This window comes from Okeania hirsuta (genome assembly GCF_003838195.1).
Lineage (GTDB): Bacteria > Cyanobacteriota > Cyanobacteriia > Cyanobacteriales > Microcoleaceae > Okeania > Okeania hirsuta.
In genome coordinates this window covers 1-4,385 of record NZ_RCBY01000392.1, presented here as the reverse complement: position 1 = coordinate 4,385, position 4,385 = coordinate 1, and the positions used below count along the sequence as shown (strand labels likewise).

General features: G+C 37.1%; 2 protein-coding genes. One reads left to right on the top strand and one right to left on the bottom strand.

Annotated features, from left to right (window positions below; translation table 11 throughout):
- Window positions 1-200: 200 nt before the first annotated feature.
- A complete protein-coding gene (locus D5R40_RS36545) occupies window positions 201-2,423 on the bottom strand; it encodes a glycosyltransferase family 39 protein (RefSeq protein ID WP_161565125.1) in 2,223 nt (740 codons plus the stop codon).
- Between the two features lie 22 nt (window positions 2,424-2,445).
- Between D5R40_RS36545 and cofH the strand changes: the two genes are divergently transcribed.
- A complete protein-coding gene (gene cofH, locus D5R40_RS30710; protein ID WP_124142707.1) occupies window positions 2,446-3,630 on the top strand; it encodes a 7,8-didemethyl-8-hydroxy-5-deazariboflavin synthase subunit CofH in 1,185 nt (394 codons plus the stop codon).
- Window positions 3,631-4,385 lie beyond the last annotated feature (755 nt).

Sequence of the window (4,385 nt, the reverse complement as noted above, 5' to 3'; positions counted from 1 at the left end):
GCTTCAATACCACTTTTTAGGTTGGAAATCATCTTTTTTGTCAAAGGGATGTCTCCTGAAAATTATTTTTATCCCTCTTACTATTCGTAACATTCTTTTTTCAAAATGGTATAACAACAACATAAGGCAATAATTTGCGCGTAACTTTGCTCCATCTACTTTATTAATTAGTGGTGGATTGGCAGAGTAATAATCCATATTTATCCACCCGAAAAATGGCAATGATAAAGCTGATATTTATAACCATCTATTAATAGAAATCCACCTTTATCAACCTGACAGTTTTCTACTGCAATATTAAAATTACTCGCAAAATTTACTAACCATAAATCAAAAGGATATTCCAGTCTATTGATAATTTCCTGAAGTGAATTGACAGTATTTTCTCTATCGGTTTTTTGCTCTACTAAAATAAATTTTACACCCTCTAAATGTTTTTCTTGACAAATACTCTCTTTTCTACATTTTTGCTGAAAAATTTTTCTCATATTCCAAGCTATTCCCATCAATTCCCCAGTTTCAACATGAGTGTTATGAATAGTAGCAATAACTATCGGCTTGTCAGATTTTTTTTCTATCAGAGAGACCAATAAATCTGGTCGGTAATATTTTTGATAGCCTAAATTTGAAACAACAGTTAAGCCACTTAATAAAGCCATTAACCAAATTAAAATTACCGCTTTTTTGCCAGTATTTGTGCAAATTAAGACATTCAAAAACTTACTTTTAACAAACTGCCGTTCAAAAATTTGCGCGAGAATTGCTGCTACAAAAATAATTACTGCTGGAAAATAAACAAAACTGTAACGGGCACCTCTAGTTAGGTCAATACCAAAAATATAAGTAAAACCAAAAAATAATAATTTACTAGCTAATATTACTCCGGCAAAAGTAATGAAATAAATACTAATATCAGAATTTTTTAAGCAATTAATAGTGCCACTAATAAATAGAGGAAATAGCCAGATGAAAAATAAAATCATCACCGCGACAGAAATAATGGCTATAGGAAAAATCGGAGATTCTATCGGCAATAAAAATAACATAGTAATCCCTGTAGCCAGGTATTGAAAAATCGGACTGAGCAAACTTTTTAAGTTACTATCGCTAATCGAAATCCATTTTGTTAATTCACTGCTATAACCATTTTTCCAAAAAGGCAGCCAAACTAAACCACCTGCTAAAGTTCCCAAAATTACTATGTAGAAACTAGCAAGTGATTTGATGAGAGTATGGAGAGAAAATTTACTTGATTTTTTGACTTTTAAACTAGAAAATTTATCTTTTTCTTTTGAGTTTAATACCTCGCCGTCTACAGGGTGTTGAAAATTGGTAGAAGTTTGAGTCCCCATCAAATTTTTCCTTCTTACTTCTTCCCTATTCCCTCTTCCTTCTTTGGTAAAAGTTTGAGTCCTCATCAACTTTTTCCTTCCTCCTTCTTCCTTATTCCCTCTTCCTTCTTTGGTAAAAGTTTGAGTATCCATCAATTTCTTCCTTTCTCCTTCTTCCCTATTCCCTCTTCCTTCTTTGGTAAAAGTTTGAGTATCCATCAATTTCTTCCTTTCTCCTTCTTCCCTATTCCCTCTTCCTTCTTTGGTAAAAGTTTGAGCCTCCATCAACTTTTTCCTTCTTCCTTGTTGCTTCTTCCCTCTTCCCTCTTCCTTCTTCCTTCTTCCTTCTTCAACAAAAAATAGAGAAATTAATACCATTGCTTCGGCACAGAGAGTCAAAATAAAAAAATAGTGGATGGCAATACCTAAACTATTAACTACTACCCAAATAAATGCCGTAAAAATTGGCAAAGATTGACCTTGCTGAAAATGGCGAATACTAATAATTAAACAACTAAAAGAAGCAATAACAAATAAAATAGCTAAAGTATAATGACGTGCCTCTTGGGCAAGATAAATACCATAAGGAGAAACAGCCATTATTGCAGCAGCAAGTTGTCCCACTAACCGAGAATCAAAAGCCAACTTAGCCAAACCATAAATAGCAGGAATAGAAGCAACACCAAATATAACACTCAAAGACCGCGCACCCCATAGAGAAACTAACTCCCCTTCTTTAGAAAAAAACTGCATCCACCAATGAGTCAAGATAAAATAGACAGGTGGGTGGTTACTATGAGTTAATAGGTGATCGACAACATCCTTAATTTCGGCGTTGGGATGAAGTTGCAGGGGTTGGAGTAAAATATCAGGAGCGATCGCTCGATCTAGCGGTACATCCTGGAAACTATTACCCAAACTAAAAACCAAAGTAGAAAATTCATCCGTCCAAGGTGGTTTACCATCTAAATTAGTCAGACGTAAACAAGTAGCGATCGCTATCCAAACTAGCAAAAGTAACCATTGACTATGTAAACTTCTGCGCCAAAAGTTGACTATTTTCTGATTAATATCTCGATTAAACTTTCTCACTCTTACTTTTAACCTAATAAATATGACCGCTTTCAACTTGACAAACCAAAACCCAGAGACAATTTTAAATCGCGCTTTAGAAGGTTATGACCTATCTACAGCAGAGACACTATTATTGTTATCCCCAACTTCTCAAGCAAATTTCGGAAAACTTGCCTTAACTCAACTTCCCACAGAAATAACCACTATCCAGAAAACAGCAGATCAACTCCGACAACAACAAGTAGGAGATACTGTTACTTACGTTATCAACCGGAATATAAATTTCACCAATATCTGCGAACAACATTGTAGTTTTTGTGCTTTTCGCCGGGATGAGGGAAATGCGGGTGCTTTTTGGTTAGATATCGGTCAAATTCTGGAAAAAGCTAATGATGCCGTGCAACGAGGGGCAACAGAAATTTGTATGCAGGGAGGATTAAATCTTCAAGCTAAAATTGCAGGTAAATCTTTACCTTATTATTTGCAAATAGTAAAAAGTATTAAAGATGACTTTCCTCAATTACATTTACACGCTTTTTCTCCCCAAGAGGTACAGTTTATTGCCAGAGAAGATGGCATGAGTTATGAATATGTAATTGCTGCTTTGCGGGATGAGGGGGTCGGGTCGATGCCAGGTACTGCTGCGGAAGTTTTGGATGATGCAGTGAGAAGAGTTATTTGCCCAGAAAAAATTGATACGGCGACTTGGTTAGAAATACTCAGCACAGCACATCGTTTGGGAATGCCAACCACAAGTACGATGTTGTGCGGTCATATTGAAACCCCTCAACAACAAATTTTACATTTGGAGAGGTTGCGCTTTCTCCAACAAACTGCCATTGAAAAAAATTATCCGGCGAGAATAACAGAATTTATTTTATTACCATTTGTCGGGCAAGAAGCACCTGCACCTTTGCGTCGGAGAGTGGGACGCGACCAACCTGTTTTGTTGAATGTTTTATTATTAACGGCAGTGTCGAGAATATTTTTAGGAAATTGGATAATTAATCATCAACCAAGTTGGGTAAAAATTGGTTTGGATGGAGCAAAGGAAGCGTTGAAGTGGGGTTGTAATGATATTGGCGGTACGTTAATGGAAGAGCATATTACAACAATGGCAGGTGCTGTTGGAGGTACTTGTATGGAAGTCGAAAGTTTGCAAGGAGCTATTAGGAGTTTAGGAAGAAATTATCAACACAGAGATACGCTTTATCAGTATTTGTAGGTTGGGTTGAGGCAACGTTAGCGTAGCTTATCCGCAGGATAAACCCAACAAAGAAAGTAAAAGTTATATATATAGCAACTGCCAAAGCGGTTAGGACTTATGCTAACGATCAATCTCAGACAGGGAAATGCTTTCCCCCCTATTCCCTATTCCCTGTTCCCTGCTATAGATTTGTTGGGTTGCGCTGTCGCTTAACCCAACCTACAAATTTTATCTGAAAAAGACTTTTGCAAGAAGTATAGTCATTTAACTTTAGATTGAGACAAAGCTTTCTTGCTATGAGGGAGTTTCAGACGAAAAAACGCCTCATTTTTAAGTTAAACTACTATATAAAATAAGGAAACGGGAAAGTTGAACATAATCTCAATTCATCAATCCCGTTTTAGGCAAAATTAAAATAAGGCTTTAGTACAGCGTGGCGAGGCAGATAAAATCAACCATACAGTCTTCTGCCTTCTAATACTAAATAGGGTTTACCGATCTAATCTAAAAGCATTGACATATAAAGACAAGTGCCTTTTTGGGGTCGAAAAAAGTGCAAACTTTTCAGCTCTCCATGCTCAAAAAGTTAGTATTTTAGGCAGGAGTTTGGCAGAAAAATCCCAAATTGACAATTCTTACTCCTACCTCCTCGCTCCCGATCCATTTCTCCCCTCCTGGGAGGGGGAGGGGCGAGGGGTGGGTTGTCTCCTGTCTCCTGTCTTCCCCTCCTGGGAGGGGGAGGGGCGAGGGGTGGGTTGTCTCCTGTCTCCTAC